Origin of the sequence: Ruegeria sp. HKCCD7559, assembly GCF_013110575.1 — a bacterium.
Lineage (GTDB): Bacteria > Pseudomonadota > Alphaproteobacteria > Rhodobacterales > Rhodobacteraceae > Ruegeria.
The window spans coordinates 230,400-248,182 of sequence record NZ_WVQU01000003.1 but is presented as its reverse complement, the minus strand read 5'-3'; the positions used below and the strand labels follow the sequence as shown (position 1 = coordinate 248,182).

Below are 17,783 nucleotides of genomic sequence, written 5' to 3'. Positions count from 1 at the left end.
CCTATCCCATCAGCCCCGGGTTGAACAAACCCCGAGGATCAAATTTCGCACGCAAGCCCTTTGTCAGTGCCGATATTGATGTGGGCTCCGGATGAAATCGCCCCAGTTTTCTGATCGTGTCGTGGTCAGATCGTACCAAAGTGGCATGACCTGAAAACGCGCCAAGCCGGGCACGCACATCCGTGCCAGCCGGGACCAGCAGCCAGACAAGACCGCCGCCCCAGTCAAACAGCGCTTGATCCGCTTCGGCGCGCGCCGAAATCTCTGCCGCGTCACCCGGTTTTACCGAAAGCCGCCAGACGTCCCCGTCCTTTCCCTGAAATGGGTGAACGTCGCGGATCCCGGTCCAAGGCGCTGCGGCGTCTCCCTCGTCTATCACCTCACCAAAATCTGCCAGTAAGGCGGTCAAACGACCGATCCTGTACGTCACCGATTCTGCAAACCCCTCGACCCTAAGCAGGGCATTGCCACCCGCCGGGTCATAGGCGGCACCCGTCACTTCAAAAGGTGATTTCAACGCAGCGGAAAGAACTTCCACCGCTCTGCCGGCATCCCGAACGGCGACGGACAAAGTCGCCGCTTTTTCCGGCTTGGGCAGCACCTTCAACGACACTTCGGTCAGAATTCCCAGTGTTCCCCAAGACCCACCCATCAATTTAACGAGATCATAACCGGTGACGTTTTTCATAACTCGCCCACCGTTCTTGACCACCTGTCCGCGCCCGTCGACGAAACGCACACCTAGCAGGAAATCCCGGCAGGCACCGACCTGAATCCGCCGCGGGCCCGAGATATTGGCCGCGACGACACCGCCGATCGTTGGTTCACCTTGAGTTTCAAGCAAACTGCGGTGATCCATCGGCTCAAACGCCAGCTGCTGACCTTCCGCCTCCAGCACGGCCTGGATCTCTGCCAATGGTGTCCCGGCCTTGGCCACAAGAGTAAGTGCTCCGGGTTCGTAAAGCGAAATGCCACGCAGAGCCCCGGTTTCGATATTCGCTTCGGGGCCGGTGATCGCGCGCGTGCCGCCACCGACGATGCAAACAGGGTCTTTCAATCCGGCCACCATGTCGGCCAGTTCAGATTCTGATTCAGGTTTCATGGCAAAATCCGTTATTAGAGCCTGTTACTCGGCAGCAATCTGCGCGTGGCGACGGGTTTCCGAAACGTTCAGTGGAAACACCTTGGCAGGGTTCAGCAGCCATTTGGGGTCAAAAATGTCCTTGACCGCCATCTGCGCCTCAAGATCGGCAGGCGCATATTGATGCGACATGAGATCCCTCTTCTCGATACCCACGCCGTGCTCACCGGTCAGACAACCGCCTTCGTCCACGCATAATTTCAGAATTTCGGCCCCGAATGCCTCGCATTTTTCCAGATCACCCGGTTTGTTGGCATCGAAAAGGATCAGCGGATGCATGTTCCCATCCCCTGCGTGAAATACGTTGCCAACAGGCAGACCGAATTCTTCACTCAACTCGCCGATACGGCGCAGCACCGTCGGCAGGGCCGACACCGGGATCGTACCGTCAAGGCACATATAGTCGTTCAACTGCCCCATGGCGCCGAATGCGGATTTCCGACCAAGCCATATTTTTGCACTTTCTTCGGCTGACTGGCTTTCTCGCAGTTCGACCGGGTTGTGTCGTTTGGCGATCTCGGTGATTTTCGCCAATTGATGGTCAATTTCGGCTTCAGACCCTTCCACTTCGACAATCAACAGCGCATGGCAATCGGGGTATCCAGCGTGCGCAAAGTTTTCGCAGGCTTTTATGCACAGCGTGTCCATGAACTCGATCGCGACCGGCAGAATGCCCGATTTGATAATGTCAGAAACACACTGACCCGCGACTTCGTTGTCGTCGAACCCCATCAGAACCGGCCGCGCGCCTTCGGGTTTGCGCAGAATGCGCAGTGTTGCTTCGGTCACCACGCCCAGCTGACCTTCCGAGCCGCAAATGACGCCCAACAGGTCCAGACCGGGTGCATCCAGATGCGCGCCGCCGATCTCGACGACACTGCCATCCATCATCACCATGGTCACGCCCAGAAGGTTGTTCGTTGTCACGCCATATTTCAGGCAATGGGCGCCACCTGAATTCATCGCGATATTGCCGGCAATGGCACAGGCCAGTTGCGAGGAAGGATCAGGCGCATAAAAGAAGTCTTCTTCCTCGACCGCGCCGGTCACGCTCAGATTGGTGCGGCCCGTCTGCACCCTGATGAAACGGTTGTCATAGTCCGTTTCCAGAACCTCATTCATCCGCGCAACGCCCAGAATGACGCAATCAGCCGTTGGCAATGCCCCGCCGGCCAGCGACGTACCCGCACCGCGCGGCACGACCGGCACGCCTTCTTCATGGCAAATGCGCAAAACATCCGAGACTTCCTGCGTGCTCGACGGCAGCACGGCCAGCATCGGCGGGCATTTGTAAGCCGTCAGGGCATCGCACTCATAGGCTCGGGTTTCAGCCGGATCATGGATAATTGCCGTATCTGGCAGAACCCGCGACAGCCGCGAAACGATCGTGCTTTTCCGGTTCAGTACGTCCGGGCTTGGCTTTGGCATTTCCATGGCATCCCTCCCCTTCCTCCCTTTGGTAAAATAATATTACCAATTTACCACTCTGGCAAGTTGCGATGTCCGGTCTTACTGTCGCGCCATGACCTGGATCGAACGTGCCGCCCTGTTTTCCCTTCTGGATTATGCTGCCATGGCGATATTGCTGGGTACGTGGCTATGGATCGGATGGAAGATCGAACACCCGTCACCACAGAAACCGTCCGTCGCCCTTGTGATGGATGGCTACCGCCGCGACTGGATGCACGAGATGGTGACGCGCCAGCCACGGATGTTCGATGCTCAGGTCGTGGCTGCCATGCGGCAAGGCAGCACCTTTTTCGCCTCAACCACGATGATTGCCATCGGGGGCGGTCTAGCCCTGTTGGGCAATACCGAGCGATTGGCCGGGGTGGCGACGGATCTTGCCATCGGCAGCGCACCGGCGATGGTCTGGGAAATCAAGATACTTGTGGTTGTCCTGCTGCTGGCCAATGCCTTTCTGAAATACGTCTGGGCACATCGCCTTTTTGGGTATTGCGCCGTTTTGATGGCCTCGGTTCCAAACGATCCTGAAGACCCAAACGCCTATCCTCGGGCCGGTCAGGCGGCCGAGATCTGCGTGACCGCTGCCCGAAGCTTCAACCGCGGTCTCCGCGCCACATATTTCGCCCTTGCTTCGCTGGCGTGGTTTCTCGGGCCGATGGCATTGGTGTTGGGCACAATGATCACATTCGGTGTCCTGTATCGCCGCGAATTTGCATCGCATTCCCGCGCGATCCTCATGGCCCAAACGTCGAACACAGAGACGTGATCCCCAAGCGCGACATTAAACCCTAGGTTCGAACCATGCGATATGTGATTCTCAGCGCCCTTCTGGCTGCACCTGCCCTTGCCGACCCGCCGACAATCGAACAGGTCCGCGCCAGTGCCACCGGTGACACATGGCGGTTCGATGTGACGATCCGGCATCCCGATACAGGGTGGGATCATTACGCCGACGGCTGGCGCGTTTTGGACATGGACGGGAATGAACTGGGAATGCGGGTGCTGCACCACCCGCACGAGACAGAACAACCCTTTACCCGCTCGCTTGGTGGCGTGGTGATTCCGGAAAACGTGTCACAGGTGCAGATTCAGGCCCGGTGCAATGTGGATGGCTGGAACGAAGACACGACATTGGTCGAACTGAACTGACCTTCAGAAAATCCCCATGGCCAGGCCCGCACCCAGCGCGGCGCCGATCTCGCGACACCGATCCAGCTGATCTTCAGGAATGGTTTTCCGGGCCAGAATGGCCTCGGGCGTTTGCGCATGCGTGCAGACAATCAGCGGCGACTGGACCTTTTTCAACCGCCAGCCAGTGGCGATCCGTGCGATCTGGCGGGCTGCATTCTCTCCGTCTGATCCGGCGCAAATCATCTGCGCATATGGACGACCTTCGATCTGTCCCAGAACCGGATAATAGCAGCGATCGAAGAATTCCTTCATCAAGCCCGAGATCGCCGCCAGATTCTCTGGCGCGCAGAAAATGTAGCCGTCGGCGGCCAGCACATCCTCCGGCCCCGCTTGATCCGCAGGCACAAGTTCAACCTCGGTCTCAGCCCGCGCCGATTCAGCCGCCGCTTCGGCCATCTGCCGGGCGCCACCTGTGCGCGAATGGTAAACGATCAGAAGCTGCGCCATGTCAGACCCGGTGATAGGGGCCACCTGACAGAATGGTCGCGGCCCGATACAGTTGCTCGGCCAGCATCACACGGACCAGCATATGAGGCCAGACCATCGACCCCAACGAGAGGGAAAAGTCGGCTTCCGCCCGCAAAGCAGGGTCTATTCCGTCCGCTCCGCCGATGATCAGCGCCAGATCCTGCCGCCCGGCATCGCGCCAACTACCCAGTTTCTTGGCAAAATCGGGCGAGGACATCACGCGCCCGCGTTCGTCCAGCGTACAGATCACCGCGCCCTTGGGCAGAGCCTTGCGCAGCAACACGGCTTCGGCCCCCATGCCTGCGTTTTTCTTGTCCTCGACCTCGATCACCCGCGCGGGACCAAGGCCCAGCGCACGTCCGGTCCGGTCAAAGCGGGTCAGGTAATCATCAAGCAGGGACTTCTCCGGTCCGGCGCGCAATCGCCCGACCGCAACTATGCTGATACGCATATCTCTCTCGCCTCCGGCCCTTTAATACGGGCCGGGATGGCGCCTCAGTTCGCCGAGGCGCTGCCGCCCTGAGGCAGCCACATCTTTTCCAGCTGGTAGAATTCGCGCACTTCGGGGCGGAAGATATGGACGATCACGTCGCCCGTATCGATCAGCACCCAATCGCCGGCATCCTTGCCTTCGACCTTCGAGGTGAAACCGAATTCCTGCTTGATGCGATCCGTCAGCTTTTCCGCCATGGCCGAGACCTGACGGGTCGACCGACCCGAAGCAATGACCATGTGATCCGCGACAGACGACTTGCCTTGCAGGTTGATCTGCACGACGTCTTCGGCCTTGTCATCGGAAAGTGAGGAAAGGATACGCTCAAGCAGCTTATCGCTGATTGACTGAGAGTGGGCCATTACACGGGACCCGTCTTCGGCGGGCAAACCCGCCTGTGTATGTAGAGACAGGACATAGTCCTCCTTTGCTGCGCGCCGTGAAACCCCGGCGCCAGGGTACTAATAAGGTAGCAAGGGGAATGCAACATTTCAATGAAAGCGCGTCCGGCCCCGCGCAGGGGTGATCACTCTTCTGCGATTTGTTGCATGTTTGCGTTTTCCGACAAAAGCCGAACCTCGCGCTGCGGGAAGGGGATCGAGATGCCTTCGTCCTGAAACGCATCCCACAGCGCAAGATAGACATTTCCCCTGATATTGGTCAGCCCTTTGGTCGGATCGCTGATCCAGAACCGCAGAACGTAATCCACGCTGCTGTCGCCAAAACCGGTGATATGGCATACCGGTTCATGTTTTCCGCCACTCAATACGCGGGTCACTGCCTTTACAGCCCGGATCGCCGTTGCCCGCACTTTGTGGGGGTCATCCTCATAGCTGGTGCCGAAATCCAGATCCAACCGCACGAATTTGTCGGAATGCGACCAGTTCACCACCTGGTTGGTAATCAGGTCCTCGTTCGGGATCAGGTATTCCCGCCCGTCCCGCGTGACAACCGAGACATAGCGTGCGCCCAGCGCATTGATCCAACCAAACGTATCGCCCAGCGAGATCACATCGCCTGGCTTGATCGACCGATCCATCAGGATGATGATCCCCGATATGAGGTTTGACACCACTTTTTGCAGGCCAAACCCGATGCCGACGCCGATTGCGCCCGACAGCAGCGCAATGCCGGTCAGATCGAAGCCCAGCGTGCGGATCGCAGCCAGAAAGACCGCGCCGTACAGCAGCACCTGAATTCCCTTGGCCAACAACACCTGCATGGATGGGGTGATGTCGTCATTGCTCTGCAATCCACGCTCGGCCGCGCGGGTGCCGATGCGGGCCAGCGTCAACAGGACCCCGATCAGCAGGATGGCCTTGAGAATGCCCAGCAAGGAAATATGCAGGTCACCGACGGAAATCGCGACCCCATCAAGGAATTTGGCCACGTCATCCGTCAGATTCAAAGCAACAAGCGTTGCATAGACCCACATTGCCCACTTGAATATCCGTCGCAGCGTCCGGTTGCGGACAAGCCTCGCGACCAGTGCAATCGCCAGCCACGCAGTTGCCAGAGTTGCAATGATCCCAATGAGATAACTGCGCGACGGCCAGGTAACATGCTGCATAACCTGATACAAGAACCAGGACAGCAGCACGAAATAGACCAGTGTCAGCCGCTGCATCAGCTGTACCATGGTGCGAAGCCGCCATTTCGGCCATCCGGTGCGTGCGCGCGTCCAGGCATCCCATCGTGGCTGTGTCAGAACTTTCAGAAGGAAAGCCAGCGCCCAAAGGAAAAGGATGATGACCAACTGATACTGCCGCCAGCCCGGCGTAACCACCAACTCGACCAGTTCTTGAAGCTCGGAAGAGAACCCCGCGACCATGTTGTTGTAAAGGTCTGTCAGCGAGCTGGGGATCAGGTCTTGGTTCATACGCGCCTCCTGCACGGCAGCTTGGACAGCAATGCCAGGCGATGCAAGCCTGACACCGGTTTTGAACCTTGATTGCAGCAAACGCGCGGTATATCTGAACCGCATGAGACTCAATGTGGCCCAAGAACAGAATCTGGAAGACCGCGCGCGTCTGCGCGAACGGTTCTTTGGGGCTGCCCGCACGGTCCTGGCGCGCCTACCCGTCGCCTGAGCCAACTCGCCAGCTATTTCTCATTACATACGGGAGAGGACACATGTCCCCCAAAACACTCTATGACAAGATCTGGGATGCCCATGTCGCGCACGAAGCCGATGATGGCACCTGCCTGCTGTATATCGACCGCCATCTGGTCCACGAGGTCACCAGCCCGCAGGCGTTCGAAGGCCTGCGCATGGCGGGCCGCAAGGTGCGCGCGCCGGAAAAGACCATTGCCGTGCCGGACCACAACGTTCCGACCACACCTGACCGGGTGAACGGTATTGAAAACCCGGAATCGCGCATTCAGGTCGAAGCGCTGGACAAGAACGCCCGGGACTTCGGCATTCACTATTACCCGGTAAATGACGTCCGTCAGGGCATCGTGCACATCGTCGGCCCCGAACAAGGCTGGACCCTGCCGGGCATGACCGTCGTCTGCGGCGACAGCCATACCGCCACCCATGGCGCATTCGGCGCATTGGCCCACGGCATCGGCACGTCCGAGGTCGAACACGTGCTGGCCACGCAGACCCTGATCCAGAAGAAATCCAAGAACATGAAGGTGGAAATCACCGGCAAATTGCAGCCGGGCGTGACCGCCAAGGACATCACCTTGGCCGTGATCGGCGAAACCGGCACCGCCGGCGGCACCGGCTATGTCATCGAGTATTGCGGTGAAGCCATACGCAACCTGTCGATGGAAGGCCGCATGACCGTCTGCAACATGGCCATCGAAGGTGGCGCACGCGCAGGGCTGATTGCACCGGATGAGAACACGTTCGAATATGTCAAAGGCCGTCCGCATGCGCCGAAAGGTGCGCAGTGGGAAGCCGCGATGAATTGGTGGAAAACACTCTACACCGACGAAGGCGCGCATTTCGACAAGGTTGTCACGATTCGTGGCGAAGACATCGCGCCTGTCGTCACCTGGGGCACCAGCCCCGAGGATGTTCTGCCGATCACGGCAACCGTGCCGCACCCCGAGGATTTCGAAGGCGGCAAGGTCGAAGCGGCCCGCCGGTCAATCGAGTATATGGGTCTCAAAGCCGGTCAGAAGCTGAGCGATGTCGAGATTGACACCGTCTTTATCGGGTCCTGCACCAACGGACGTATCGAAGACCTGCGTGCCGCGGCCGAGATCCTGAAAGGCAAGAAGATCAAGGACGGGATGCGCGCCATGGTGGTGCCGGGTTCGGGGCTGGTCCGCGCTCAGGCCGAAGAAGAAGGCCTGGCCGACATCTTCAAAGAGGCCGGGTTCGAATGGCGTCTGGCAGGCTGTTCGATGTGCCTGGCGATGAACCCCGACCAGTTGCAACCGGGCGAACGCTGTGCCGCAACCTCGAACCGCAACTTCGAAGGCCGTCAGGGCCGGGGCGGGCGCACACATCTGCTGAGCCCGGCAATGGCTGCCGCAGCGGCAATCACGGGACGGCTGACAGACGTCCGTGAATTGTTGTAAGGTGCCCTCATATCTAGATATTTGAGGGATTGAACAAATGAGTGACTGGGTCAAATGGCTATTGCTTGGACTTCTGTCCATAGTGTTCGGCATCTTTGTGCTGGGCGCACCGGTCGTGGCATCAATCACCGTGACGGTGGTCACAGGTGTATTGCTGCTGATTTCAGGCGCGTTACAGGTTGTTGGCGGCTTCACCGTCGATGGGGCCGGCAACAAGATACTGTCACTTATCATGGGTGTCGTGATGCTGTTTCTGGGCTGGTCCTTTCTGGATCACCCACTGCAAGGAACGCTGACACTGGCAACTGTCTGCCTGATCCTGTTCATGGCTGGCGGCATTGCCCGCGTGATCCTGTCGTTCCAGATGCGCGGAACGCAATATTTCTGGGCGACGCTGGTCTCGGGCATCATGTCGATTGTACTGGCGATCCTGATCTGGCGCTTTGCCGCAATGGACCCTTCGGTGCTGCTGCAATTGCTGGGCATCCTGCTGGGGATCGAGATGATCTTTAACGGGCTCGGCCTTGTCTTCATGGCGTTCTTCGTCAAGGACGCACCAAAAGAAACGAAACAAGCTTAACGCGGGGCCTGGGCGCGGCCCTCTCCCGCAGGAGTGTGAACATGGATAAGTTTGAAAAAGTCCACGGGGTGGCCGCCCCGATGCCATTGATCAATATCGACACCGATATGATCATTCCCAAAGTGCATTTGAAAACCACCAAACGGTCCGGCCTCGGCGTCGTGCTGTTTGACGAAATGCGTTATCATGATGACGGGCGCGAGAACGAAGAGTTCGTCCTGAACAAACCCGCCTATCGCGAGGCCGAAATTCTGGTCGCCGGAGACAATTTCGGCTGCGGCTCGTCGCGCGAACACGCACCCTGGGCGATCAAGGATTTCGGCGTCAAGGTTGTGATCTCGACCAGCTTTGCCGACATCTTCTTCAACAACTGCTTCAAGAACGGCATCCTGCCGATCGTGGTCGAAGAAGAGCATCACGCGATCCTGATGGAAGACGCGCATAAAGGCGAGAATGCCCGCATGACGGTACATCTGGAAGATCAGCAGATCACCACTTCGGATGGTGTCGTGATCGAGTTTGATATTGACCCGCATCGCAAACACTGCCTGCTGAACGGTCTGGACGATATCGGCCTGACGATGGAGAAAGATCACCACATCGACAAGTTTGAGGAACACGCCAGCCAGGCCCGCCCCTGGGTGTAAGGCCCAAGCGATTCTTTGAACACTCAACCTAACGGGGTCGCCAATGCGGCCCCGTTCTCATTCTTGGGGTTGATTTTCGCAAAACCACAACATCTTGGTCTCATATTGGGATACACGTCGGATTTGCGTCGAAAATGATGCAATCCCGCACCAGTTGCGCCATCATTTTGCCCGAAATCACGTGTTTTCTGCACCCTGTCTTGAGCGAAATGCCGCTTATCGTCCATGTTGGCGCTAAAGAGGCATCCGTCAAAAACTCGAGACGATGGGCACAAGTTGGAATGTAAGTCGGCGAAGATCGACTTATCCGGTTTGAAAAAGGGTTCGGATAGTGATTGCGCGCACAACAGGGGCGGCGATACGCGGAATACTTGTGGCACTTATGGTGCTGACACCCGCGTTGTACCTGCCTGTATCATCGACGAACGGGACCGAGATTCTGGTCTTCCTCGCGATTCTCGCGTTCATCCTGACATTCGCCGAGTACAATTCTGCTTTTCCCAGTTTTATTGAATTTCGCGATGCGCCGCCGGTGAACCGTCTGCGGTTTGTCGGGCTGATGTCGATGGTCACCTTTCTGACGCTGGTTTGCAAAAACACCTATGAGCCGACTGAACTGACCGCGTTCGCCTACACCGCAGGTCTGGCCGTCGCGAATGTTGCGGACTTTCCCTATTCCCCGGTTCGGTTGATCGTGCTGATGCTACCCTTGGATGCCGGTCAGCCGTTGATCGAATTGGTTCGGATCGCAGCCAGTGTGGCCTATGTGGCCGCCTTGGTCACCGTCGCCAGCTTTGCCTATGCGGTCAAAGTGCGCGGCTGGCCCACGGGCAATGGCGCCTTCAACGTATGGACCAATCTGCCGTTGTTTGATCCCACCAAGGGCGGCGATGTTGTCACCCGCCTGCAACGTGATGGTCGCCTGAATATCTGCATTGGCGTTCTGCTCCCCTTCCTCATTCCGGCTGTCATCAAGCTCATGAGCAGCGTCGTTGCCCCGATCTCGCTGAGCAATCCGCAAACATTGATCTGGACCATGTGCGCCTGGGCCTTCCTGCCCGCCAGCATGATCATGCGCGGCATGGCGACGCTTCGCATCGCGGGTCTGATCGTGGAAAAGCGCCGCGCCTATTCGACAAACGAGACAACGCAAGCCGCATGATCCGTGCCCTTGCTCTGCTGCTGTTGCCTTTCTCGGCACAGGCAGAGGCTTATCGCATCGCCACCTACAACACTGAACTCAGCAGAAACGGCCCCGGCCTGCTGCTGCGCGACATCCAGCGGGATGATGCGCAGGTTGAAGCCGTTGTCGAGGTCGTTGCTACGGCGCGACCTGATGTCATTGCCCTGCAAGGCATCGACTGGGATCTGGACGGCGCGGCCCTGAGCGCCCTGTCCGAGAAATTGCGCGAGGCGGGCCTGGATTTCCCCTATCACTTTTCCGCCCAACCAAATGCTGGGTTGGAAACGCCGCTGGATCTGGACGGAGATGGCCAAACGCAAGGCCCCGGCGACGCGCAGGGCTGGGGGAAGTTCACCGGCCACGGAGGGGTGGCGGTGTTGTCCCGTTTCGAAATCATGACCGAAGACGTTCAGGATTACACCAATCTGCGGTGGAAAGACCTGCCTGGGGCTGATTTGCCATTCAGGGATGGGCTCCCCTTCCCGTCTGAAGCTGCGCACGACATTCAGCGCCTGTCCTCGACCGTGCATTGGGTGCTTCCGATCGAAACCCCGCAGGGGCGATTTAGCCTGATGACCTTTCACGCTGCCCCACCGGTTTTTGACGGACCCGAGGATCGCAACGGTCTGCGCAACAGGGACGAGATTCGCCTGTGGTCGGTTTTGCTGAATGGCGGCCTGGGGCCAGTTCCTCAAGGCCCCTTCGTGATGGCCGCGGACGCCAATCTCGACCCGACCCGCGGAGAAGGCCACAAGCAGGCCATTCGCGCGCTTTTGGCCGATCCCCATGTGCAGGATCCGATGCCAAAGGACCCATCGGGTTCATCAGCAACGGTCGAATGGAAAGCCACCGGGGAAATGCGCGTTGACTATGTGTTGCCGTCCAGTGATCTGCAAATCTCGGAAACCGGCATTGTCTGGCCCGTGGAAGGTGGCACGCTGTACGACAGTGCCCGACGCGCCAGCAGGCATCGACTGGTCTGGGTTGACATAATCCTACCCTAGAACCTCGCCCCTGTTCCCGGCCGTCGCCGATGAAACGGCACGTTGGGACGAAATGGCGGAACGCAAGGCATCCTCCAGCTTCGTTTCAGAAAACGAGGTCAGCAATTCTTTCATATAACCGCCATCCAATTGATGCGGCACGTGCCAGAGGTACCGCATCTCGATCAAATGAGGGGCCATGCGCCAGAATGGGCGGGCCAATTGCAGAGGCCACCATTTCATACGCCGCATTGTAACCGGCCGGCCGGTGACTTGCGAAAGCGATTGAGCGATCTGCGTCCCGGTCAAAGTGTACCCTTCAAATGGAACATCGCAGAAACGGGGAAGGTCTTGCCGCATCTCAGCCAGCGCGACGGCGGCGCGGGCCAGATCAGGCAGAAAGGCCCAAGCGTGCGGTGCGTCCGGATCACCGGGATAAACGAACTGACCGCGCGAAAGACGCTTGATCATGACCTGATCGAACCAGTTTCCGGATGCATTGGTGTCGATGAAATCCCCGGCGCGCAACAGGATGGTGCGCACGGTTGACGCGCGATAGGCCTCTTCCATCTCGATCCGAACCCGGCCCAAAGGGTTGGTGGCTCGATGCGGCGTCCCGCCCGACCATGGGCCCGGCGTATTCCCACCAAATACGTAGACATTGCCCGGTACGATCACGGTCGCCCCCGTATCTGAGGCCGCATCTATCACCCGTTTGGTCAGTACCGGCACATCGCGTGCCCAATCGGGATAGGGCGGATTCCATCCGTTCACGATGACGTCCACGCCGCGCGCCGCCTGTGACAGCGAATCAGACCTGCGGTCAAATTCCGTCACATCCCAGCCCGCGCGCCTGAACGCCAGGGCTGCGTTGCGTCCAAAACGACCTGTTGCGCCCAGTACCAGTGCAGATTGTGCCATGTTTGCCTCCTGTCTGAGGTCAATCTACCCATTCACTTCGCGCAAGGAATTGCCGCAATTCGCAGAACGTGTATTCATTTTTGAATGGACAAAGCTCTGACACATGCAGATTGGTCTCTGATCCAATGCTTTCTGGCCGTGGCCGAGACGGGATCGCTGTCCGCCGCCGCACGACATCTCAATCGCAGCCAGCCCACTTTGGGGCGGCAGGTCCAAAACCTCGAGGACGAGCTGGGTGTCTCTCTTTTCGATCGCCACGCGCGTGGTCTGAAGCTCAGCGAAGCAGGTTCACAGCTTTTGCCGTTGGCCCAGCAGATGCACAGCGCCATGACCGCGTTCAGTCTTGCCGCCGCGGGGCAATCGCAACAGCTTGAAGGTTCGGTGCGCATCACCGCATCTGTCTTTGCCTCGCATCACCTGCTGCCACCGATACTGGCGTCCATCCGCAGGCAAGAGCCCACGATCCAGCTTGAACTGGTGGCCACTGACACCACCGAGAATCTGCTTTATCGCGAGGCGGATATCGCCGTGCGGATGTATCGCCCTGCGCAGGTGGATCTCATTTCCCGCTATCTCGGGGATGTGCCGCTGTGTTTTTGTGCGGCAAAGTCCTATCTGGACCGGAAGGGGCGCCCCAAGACACCCGAAGAACTGTTTACGCATGATCTGGTAGGGTTTGACGCGAACCAGGAGATCATCAAAGCCATGCGTGAAAAGGGGTGGCCAGCCAGCCGCGACAGTTTTGCCACCCGCTGTGACCTGCAAAGCGCCTATTGGGAACTGATCCGGGCGGGCTGTGGCATAGGCTTCAGCCAGGTACAGGTTGCCCAAGCCGACCCCGACGTGGAAATCCTGCCGCTGGATGTGGACATCCCGATTCTACCCGTGTGGCTGGCCGCACCCCAGGCCATGCGCCAGACCCCGCGCATCCGCAGGGTCTGGGATTTGTTGGCAGAAGGGCTCAAAGCCGCTCTTTGAGGGTCAAAGCGGGCCGGTATAAGTTCCGCGCGCGGGATAGTTGTTGCCCAGTGTGAATTTCAAACCACCCGCAATATCCGACATGGACGGGCGACCGAAAGGCGTGGTCTGTTGCCATGCATAGTACAGCGTCCGGTCGGGTGCGATGTAGAAATGCCCCGGCTCTGCGAACAGGTCCGGTTCGGCGCTGCCTTCGCGCTTGGTCGAGATGTTAAGGCCCCAATCATCCCGCGCAGCGGACAGGGGAAGGCTGTGGCCCACACGCAGGCGCGACGCTCCGGCTTTTTCGGCGGCTTCCGCCGCGCGCTCGGCTGTATCGGTGGTGATCATGATAACCTCGACGCCCAGCGCCGCAAAGTCATCCAGCGCCGCTTCGACCTCGGTCATCTGCTTGATGCAGATCGGGCAATGCAGCCCGCGATATTGAATCACCAGCGTCCCGTGTTCGCCCTTGTCCGCGTCAAGATCGAAGCTGCCATGGGCAACAGTTTCGATTTTCAGCGCAGGAACCGGATTTCCAGGTGTCAGCATGTGTTTTCCTTCTGTTTTGGCAGGTTCGTCTCATTGACCCGATGCAACGCAGACGCTAGGCCCTGTGCAACAAAACGCAAGGAGACCCTTCATGTCCAACCCTTCGCTCCTTATCCTGCCCGGAGACGGAATTGGCCCGGAAGTCATGGCCGAAGTGCGCAGAATCATCGATTGGTTCGGCGCCAATCGCGGTCTTCAATTTGACGTGAGCGAGGATCTGGTCGGCGGTGCCGCCTATGACGCCCACGGCAAGCCTCTGTCCGATGAGACGATGGCCAAGGCGCAAGAGGTCGACGCGGTTCTATTGGGCGCTGTCGGCGGCCCAAAATACGACGATCTGGATTTCAGCCTGAAGCCCGAGCGCGGCCTGCTGCGCCTGCGCAAGGAAATGGACTTGTATTCGAACCTGCGCCCGGCCCAGTGCTTTGACGCGCTGGCTGATTTCTCGTCGCTGAAGAAAGACATCGTTGCCGGTCTGGATATCATGATCGTGCGCGAACTGACCTCGGGCGTTTATTTCGGTGAACCACGCGGTATCTTCGAGGAAGGCAATGAACGCGTCGGCATCAACACCCAGCGTTACACCGAATCCGAGATTGAACGCGCCGCGCGTTCGGCCTTTGAACTGGCGATGCGCCGGAACAAAAAGCTGTGCTCGATGGAAAAAGCCAACGTGATGGAATCGGGCATTCTGTGGCGCGAAGTGGTCAACCGCGTTTCCGCTGACTACCCCGAAGTTGAGCTGAGCCATATGTACGCCGACAACGGTGCCATGCAGCTAGTGCGCGCGCCGAAACAGTTCGACGTGATCCTGACCGACAACCTGTTCGGTGACATCCTGTCCGACTGCGCCGCGATGCTGACGGGCTCTCTGGGCATGCTGCCGTCGGCGTCGCTGGGCGCGCCGATGGCCAATGGACGCCCCAAAGCAATGTACGAGCCCGTACACGGGTCTGCCCCCGATATCGCGGGTCAGGGCAAAGCCAACCCGATCGCCTGCATCCTCAGCTTTGCGATGGCTCTGCGCTACAGCTTTGATCAGGGCGAGGAAGCGGATCGGCTGGAAGCTGCGATCGAGAAAGTTCTGGCCGACGGCGTTCGCACCGGCGACCTGCTTGCGGATCAGGGCGTTCAGCCCGTCTCGACCAGCGAAATGGGCGACGCGATCCTTTCAGCGTTGGACGCAAGCGTCTAAGAAACGAAAGAATGAAAAAACAAAAGGCGGTGCCCAGCGCACCGCCTTTTTTTGCCTGCTCAATTCCCGAAGATATTGTTCAACAGGTTGTTTATAGCCCGGTCCAACCCGGTTTGTTTCTTTCGCCGTTGTTGCTGCGGCTGCGCCGTTTGCACCGGAGGTTCCGGCGCCATCATCGGCAACGGGGTGGGCGTCATCCCCTCGGTCACGCGCAGCATGGTTTCTTTCCAGATCTCGGCCGGTAAGCCACCACCGGTCACGCCGGACAAGGGCGTGTTGTCATCATACCCCATCCAGACCCCGGTCACATAATCCGCCGTGAACCCGATGAACCACGCGTCGCGCGCGGCCTGGGTCGTTCCGGTCTTGCCCGCCACCTGCCAGCCGGGCAATTTGGCCCGCCCGCCGGTCCCTTCAGAGACCACGCGCTCCATCATCCAGGTCAGCTGTTTGGCAGCCTTTTCATTGATGACCCTCTCGCCAATACCGGTCGTCGTGACCATGACGGGTGTTTCGTCGCCCAGCAGCTTCAGTTCGGTCAGCCCATAAGGTTCAACCTGCGACCCGCCATTCAGGATGCCTGCATAAGCCCCGGTCATCTCGATCAACGTGCTTTCCGATGCACCAAGCGCCAGCGCAGGCCCCTGTGCCAGGTCGCTGGCAATCCCGAAGCCGCTGGCAACCGTCCGAACATTGTCCAGGCCGGAAATCTCGGCCACTTTCACCGCCGGTATGTTCAGCGAGTTTTTCAGCGCATCCGCCAAGGTCACCCGCCCATAATACTTGTTGGTGTAGTTCTTGGGGCACCACTGGCCTGACCCCGGAATATCGACGCAATAGGGTTCATCCATCACCGTATCCAGCGGCGAATACCCAAGTTCCAGCGCGGTGGCATAGACGAATGGCTTGAACGATGATCCCGTCTGTCGCAACGCCTGCGTCGCCCGGTTGAACGCGCCAGACACGCGTGTCTTGCGCCCACCAACCATCGCGCGCACCGCACCGTCGGCCGACATCACCACAATGGCCGCCTGCGCCTTTGATCCTTCGCGCACTTTTTCCTGAAAGATGAATTTCAGCGCCTCTTCCGCAGAGGTCTGAATGCGCTGATCCAGGGTGGTCCGGATCACCACATCTTCGGTCGTGTTGCGGGTAAAGAACTCGGGCCCGCTGGCCATAACCCAATCCGCAAAATATCCCCCGGCCCGTGCAGCCGCCGCCTCGGACAGTTGGGCTGGGCGGGCCCGCGCTTCGCTGGCCTGCGCGGCGGTCAGATAGCCCTGATCCTCCATCAGACCGATCACAAGGCGGGCCCGGTCCTGCGACCGTTGCAGATTGTTCGTCGGTGCATAACGTGTGGGCGCAACCAACAGCCCGGCCAACATCGCTGCCTCGGCCGGCGAGACTTCGGCGGCGGACTTGCCAAAGTACCGCTGGCTTGCGGCCTCGAACCCGCGCGCGCCTGCACCAAGGAAAGCCCGGTTCAGGTAGATCGTCAGAACCTCATCCTTGGAGTATTTCACCTCCATCGCCATTGCATAAATGGCCTCTTTGGCCTTGCGCAACAGCGATCCCTGTCGGCAATCGGCTTCATAGGCGGCCTCTGATTCCCATTCAGTCGGATCATAAGGCACGCCCAGACACAGCAATTTGGCCGTTTGCTGCGTTATGGTTGACCCGCCATGCCCGGACAACGGGCCGCGCCCTTCGCTCAGGTTGATGCGAACGGCGCTTGCCACACCGCGCGGGCTCACCCCGAAATGGCGATAGAACCGTTTGTCCTCGGTCGCGATGACGGCGTTTTTCAGATGCGGCGACACCGTATCGGCAGTGATCACCCCGCCAAACTGGTCGCCCCGCCAGGCAAACACTTTGCCGTCGCGGTCCAGCAGCGTGACAGACCCGCGCGCACGGCCGTCCAACAAGGCATCCAAGTCCGGCAACGAGGAATAGACGACACCCACCGCCAGGGCGATCAGGATGGCCACGACCGCTCCGACCCGCCAGGTCAGCCCCCAGACCATGCGCCAGACCCAGCGGAAAAAACGACGCAGGATGCCGCCGCCTTTGCCCCCCGATCTCTTGCGCGTCTTTTTGCGCGCAGTTTTGCGTGTGGTGGTTTTGCGAGCCGTCGCCTTCTTGCCCGCCGGGCGCTTGGATGCCGACGGTTTACGACCCTTTGACGGGTACCTTTTGTCCGCAACCAATTTCGGCTTGCGTCGCTTGGACTCAGTCATGCTCAAACTCTGCCCGGGTTTTCTTTTGCGCCACCATACCCCGGTGATCCGAGTATGTAGAGGTCCGAATTTCCGAAAATTCCCCTCACAACACTGCCCGTTATTTAATCAACGCGACCGAATTGTGCAAAAAATGTGCAATCTTCTGCCATTTGGCAGCCCTTTGACCCCCAAGAGCCGTTTCATACCGCGATCCGTCGCGCATTTTTCTGCAGGTGCAAACAAACCGGT

At 59.0% G+C, this 17,783-nt stretch carries 19 protein-coding genes; 10 read left to right on the top strand and 9 right to left on the bottom strand.

Features of this window, described 5'->3' with window-relative positions:
* Position 1: 1 nt before the first annotated feature.
* Both GS605_RS11715 and GS605_RS11710 read right to left on the bottom strand, forming a co-directional pair.
* Positions 2-1,102, bottom strand: coding sequence for an FAD-binding protein (locus GS605_RS11715; protein WP_171724098.1), 1,101 nt, complete (start codon positions 1,100-1,102; stop codon positions 2-4).
* A gap of 24 nt (positions 1,103-1,126) precedes the next feature.
* Positions 1,127-2,575 (bottom strand): FAD-linked oxidase C-terminal domain-containing protein, encoded by a 1,449-nt coding sequence (locus tag GS605_RS11710; protein WP_171724097.1) that lies wholly within the window; start codon positions 2,573-2,575, stop codon positions 1,127-1,129.
* An 88-nt stretch (positions 2,576-2,663) separates the two neighbouring features.
* On the opposite strand from GS605_RS11710, the gene GS605_RS11705 reads away from it, so the two are divergent.
* Both GS605_RS11705 and GS605_RS11700 read left to right on the top strand, forming a co-directional pair.
* On the top strand, positions 2,664-3,374 hold the full coding sequence (locus tag GS605_RS11705; protein WP_171724096.1) for a DUF599 domain-containing protein: 711 nt from the start codon (positions 2,664-2,666) through the stop codon (positions 3,372-3,374).
* A 35-nt stretch (positions 3,375-3,409) separates the two neighbouring features.
* Complete coding sequence (locus GS605_RS11700) at positions 3,410-3,757, top strand: hypothetical protein (protein WP_171230254.1); 348 nt, start codon at positions 3,410-3,412, stop codon at positions 3,755-3,757.
* Positions 3,758-3,760: 3 nt separating this feature from the next.
* On the opposite strand, the gene GS605_RS11695 is transcribed toward GS605_RS11700, so the two are convergent.
* The 4 genes from GS605_RS11695 to GS605_RS11680 all read right to left on the bottom strand — a co-directional run bounded on the left by GS605_RS11695 (position 3,761) and on the right by GS605_RS11680 (position 6,639).
* The gene (locus GS605_RS11695) at positions 3,761-4,246 is read right to left on the bottom strand and encodes a flavodoxin family protein (RefSeq protein WP_171724095.1); all 486 of its coding nucleotides are present in this window, start codon (positions 4,244-4,246) and stop codon (positions 3,761-3,763) included.
* A gap of 1 nt (position 4,247) precedes the next feature.
* A complete protein-coding gene (rlmH, locus tag GS605_RS11690; RefSeq protein WP_171724094.1) occupies positions 4,248-4,718 on the bottom strand; it encodes a 23S rRNA (pseudouridine(1915)-N(3))-methyltransferase RlmH in 471 nt (156 codons plus the stop codon).
* 44 nt (positions 4,719-4,762) lie between these two features.
* On the bottom strand, positions 4,763-5,122 hold the full coding sequence (gene rsfS, locus GS605_RS11685; RefSeq protein WP_058276550.1) for a ribosome silencing factor: 360 nt from the start codon (positions 5,120-5,122) through the stop codon (positions 4,763-4,765).
* Between the two features lie 164 nt (positions 5,123-5,286).
* Complete coding sequence (locus GS605_RS11680) at positions 5,287-6,639, bottom strand: mechanosensitive ion channel family protein (RefSeq protein WP_171724093.1); 1,353 nt, start codon at positions 6,637-6,639, stop codon at positions 5,287-5,289.
* 115 nt (positions 6,640-6,754) lie between these two features.
* Between GS605_RS11680 and GS605_RS11675 the strand changes: the two genes are divergently transcribed.
* The 6 genes from GS605_RS11675 (at position 6,755) to GS605_RS11650 (ending at position 11,711) form a co-directional block, all read left to right on the top strand.
* Entirely contained in the window at positions 6,755-6,850 is a 96-nt protein-coding gene (locus GS605_RS11675) for an isopropylmalate isomerase (RefSeq protein ID WP_224857982.1), read from the top strand.
* Between the two features lie 43 nt (positions 6,851-6,893).
* A complete protein-coding gene (gene leuC / locus GS605_RS11670) occupies positions 6,894-8,297 on the top strand; it encodes a 3-isopropylmalate dehydratase large subunit (RefSeq protein ID WP_171724092.1) in 1,404 nt (467 codons plus the stop codon).
* 37 nt (positions 8,298-8,334) lie between these two features.
* Entirely contained in the window at positions 8,335-8,877 is a 543-nt protein-coding gene (locus tag GS605_RS11665; protein WP_171635581.1) for an HdeD family acid-resistance protein, read from the top strand.
* Positions 8,878-8,918: 41 nt separating this feature from the next.
* Positions 8,919-9,524 (top strand): 3-isopropylmalate dehydratase small subunit, encoded by a 606-nt coding sequence (gene leuD, locus GS605_RS11660; protein ID WP_171724091.1) that lies wholly within the window; start codon positions 8,919-8,921, stop codon positions 9,522-9,524.
* A 331-nt stretch (positions 9,525-9,855) separates the two neighbouring features.
* Positions 9,856-10,686: a hypothetical protein gene (locus GS605_RS11655; RefSeq protein WP_171635576.1), complete on the top strand. Its 831-nt coding sequence runs from the start codon at positions 9,856-9,858 to the stop codon at positions 10,684-10,686.
* The gene (locus GS605_RS11650) at positions 10,683-11,711 is read left to right on the top strand and encodes an endonuclease/exonuclease/phosphatase family protein (RefSeq protein WP_171724090.1); all 1,029 of its coding nucleotides are present in this window, start codon (positions 10,683-10,685) and stop codon (positions 11,709-11,711) included. The genes GS605_RS11655 and GS605_RS11650 overlap by 4 nt, the downstream gene beginning before the upstream one ends.
* Here the strand turns inward: GS605_RS11650 and GS605_RS11645 are convergent.
* On the bottom strand, positions 11,703-12,611 hold the full coding sequence (locus GS605_RS11645) for a sugar nucleotide-binding protein (RefSeq protein WP_171724089.1): 909 nt from the start codon (positions 12,609-12,611) through the stop codon (positions 11,703-11,705). The two genes, GS605_RS11650 and GS605_RS11645, sit on opposite strands and share 9 nt — an antisense overlap.
* An 84-nt stretch (positions 12,612-12,695) precedes the next feature.
* Between GS605_RS11645 and GS605_RS11640 the strand changes: the two genes are divergently transcribed.
* Positions 12,696-13,589, top strand: coding sequence for a LysR family transcriptional regulator (locus GS605_RS11640; RefSeq protein ID WP_171635570.1), 894 nt, complete (start codon positions 12,696-12,698; stop codon positions 13,587-13,589).
* A 3-nt stretch (positions 13,590-13,592) separates the two neighbouring features.
* On the opposite strand, the gene GS605_RS11635 is transcribed toward GS605_RS11640, so the two are convergent.
* Positions 13,593-14,120, bottom strand: a complete 528-nt coding sequence (locus GS605_RS11635) for a redoxin domain-containing protein (protein WP_171635568.1) — start codon at positions 14,118-14,120, stop codon at positions 13,593-13,595.
* A gap of 91 nt (positions 14,121-14,211) precedes the next feature.
* Between GS605_RS11635 and leuB the strand changes: the two genes are divergently transcribed.
* Positions 14,212-15,315 carry a 3-isopropylmalate dehydrogenase gene (gene leuB / locus GS605_RS11630; protein ID WP_171635566.1) on the top strand — a complete coding sequence of 368 codons (1,104 nt, stop codon included), beginning with the start codon at positions 14,212-14,214 and terminating at the stop codon, positions 15,313-15,315.
* Between the two features lie 59 nt (positions 15,316-15,374).
* Here the strand turns inward: leuB and GS605_RS11625 are convergent, their stop codons facing one another.
* Positions 15,375-17,552, bottom strand: coding sequence for a transglycosylase domain-containing protein (locus tag GS605_RS11625; protein ID WP_171724088.1), 2,178 nt, complete (start codon positions 17,550-17,552; stop codon positions 15,375-15,377).
* Between the last annotated feature and the right edge of the window lie 231 nt (positions 17,553-17,783).